General features: G+C 61.4%; 2 protein-coding genes. Both read right to left on the reverse strand.

Annotated features, from left to right (window positions below):
• Nucleotides 1-98: 98 nt before the first annotated feature.
• Complete coding sequence (locus tag WMO66_RS00500; protein WP_349134447.1) at nt 99-650, reverse strand: NAD(P)H-dependent oxidoreductase; 552 nt, start codon at nt 648-650, stop codon at nt 99-101.
• A 20-nt stretch (nt 651-670) separates the two neighbouring features.
• Nucleotides 671-1402, reverse strand: coding sequence for a 16S rRNA (uracil(1498)-N(3))-methyltransferase (locus tag WMO66_RS00505; protein WP_349134448.1), 732 nt, complete (start codon nt 1400-1402; stop codon nt 671-673).
• Between the last annotated feature and the right edge of the window lie 296 nt (nt 1403-1698).

The following is a 1698-nucleotide window of genomic DNA, read 5'->3' on the forward strand; positions in this document are numbered from 1 at the left end:
GGCCCCTTCGGGGCCTCGCAATGACAACCTTGAAGGCACTGCGCCAATGAATCTGTGCCGCAATCATTGCCTGCCTGCATGGCGCTCAGGCCGCTGCATTACCAGTCCCGCAAAAACTCCCGGACGGCTGCACGGGCAGGCTCGCAAGTCATCAGGTCGCCGTCGAGGCTGATGCGATGGTAGGCCGCTGCGCGCAGGAAGCAGACATCCGGCTCCGTTCCGGGCAGCACATGGTCCCGGAACGCCGCCAGAAAATTCTCCCGGCCCGTATTGCTGACAACGATGAATTTCTTCGGCACGGCAAGATAGCGGTCCGCCAGCTCGGCATGCCCGTTGAAGCAGCACTGGCTCCGCTCGTTGAACAGGAAAAAATTGGAGCACGGAAAATCGCAGTAATTCGGCACGATGAACACGGCGCGGTCCGCCAGTGCCGCCGCCTCGTTCAGGCGGAACGCATCGTCCGCAAAATAGGGGCAGGCCTCGCGCTGCCGGAAGCACTCACAATGGCAGGCGCCGCAGCCATGCACCGAAAGTCCGGAAAAATCGAAGCGGGTCAGACCCTCCGCCCCGAGCGCTTCCTGCACACAGTCGGCAATGGCAGCGCAGTTCCCATCCGCCCGGCTGCTGAAGGAGATCACACACATTTTCATGCATTAACCCTCATTTTCGCTCAGAATTCGCCCGCTGCATACATCAGCGCGGACAGGGCGCACAGCGGAGCCGTTTCACAGCGCAGGATGCGGCTGCCGAGCGTGCAGATCTGCAGGCCGACCCTCTGCGCCTGCTCCACCTCGCTGCGCTCCAGACCGCCCTCCGGCCCCGTCAGCAGGGCCGCCGTGCGGAACGGCGCGGACTCGATGGCGGCGCGGAATGTGCGCTGCTCCTCGTTCTCATAAAAGCAGACGGCAAGCTCCGCCTGCGCAGCCCGCTGCAGCGCCGCCTCATACGACGGCAGCGCCAGCACCTGCGGGATGCGGCCGCGCCCGGACTGCTCTGCGGCCGAGGCGGCGATCTTCTGCCAGCGCTCGAGCTTTTTGGCAAGTGAGCGCTCATCCGGCCGGGAGACGCAGCGCGCGCTCGGGAACGCGACCAGCTCCGCCGCGCCCAGCTCCGTCGCCTTCTGGATCACATGCTCAAATTTATCTGCCTTGGCAAAGGCCATATACACACTGCAGAATACGGCCGCCTCGCTCTTTGCGGCCGTGTGCTCCTGCACGACAAGGCTGACCTGCCCCGGAGCCACGTCCGAGACAACGCAGTGCCACTCCTCGCCCTCGCCGTCGCACACCGTGACGGCATCTCCGTTTTTCAGGCGCAGCACGCGCGCATGCGCGGCATTCTCCCCCGTCAGGACCAGAAAATTCTCACCCAGCTCCACGCGCGGAACAAAAAAACGCGGCATAGCGCTCTCCCCTCCCCGCCTTTGCGGCGGTGGTTTTTGTTGTTTACAGGCAGCACCGCACATTTGCATCTTCAGCCTCTGTTGGATCGTGCGGTGCAACTTGAATCAGGGAAGCTCTGATTCAATCTGCAAGAGTGGATGGCGAAAAAGATCCGTCATCCGCCGCAGATGATCGATTCAGAGTTTCCTTAAGGAAGCTCTGATTAAATCAACAAGAGTGGATGGCGAGAGATTTTTTGGCAAGTCGAGGTATGGAAAACGCAGGAATACTTTGTGTATTTCAAGTTTTTCATACC

Origin of the sequence: Faecousia intestinalis (assembly GCF_040096185.1) — a bacterium.
Lineage (GTDB): Bacteria > Bacillota > Clostridia > Oscillospirales > Oscillospiraceae > JAZOXB01.

Excerpts from the sequence above, each read along its gene's own strand:
- WMO66_RS00505 (WP_349134448.1), bottom strand. The coding sequence starts at position 1,402 with ATGCCGCGTTTTTTTGTTCCGCGCGTGGAGCTGGGTGAGAATTTTCTG.
- WMO66_RS00500 (WP_349134447.1), bottom strand. The coding sequence starts at position 650 with ATGAAAATGTGTGTGATCTCCTTCAGCAGCCGGGCGGATGGGAACTGC.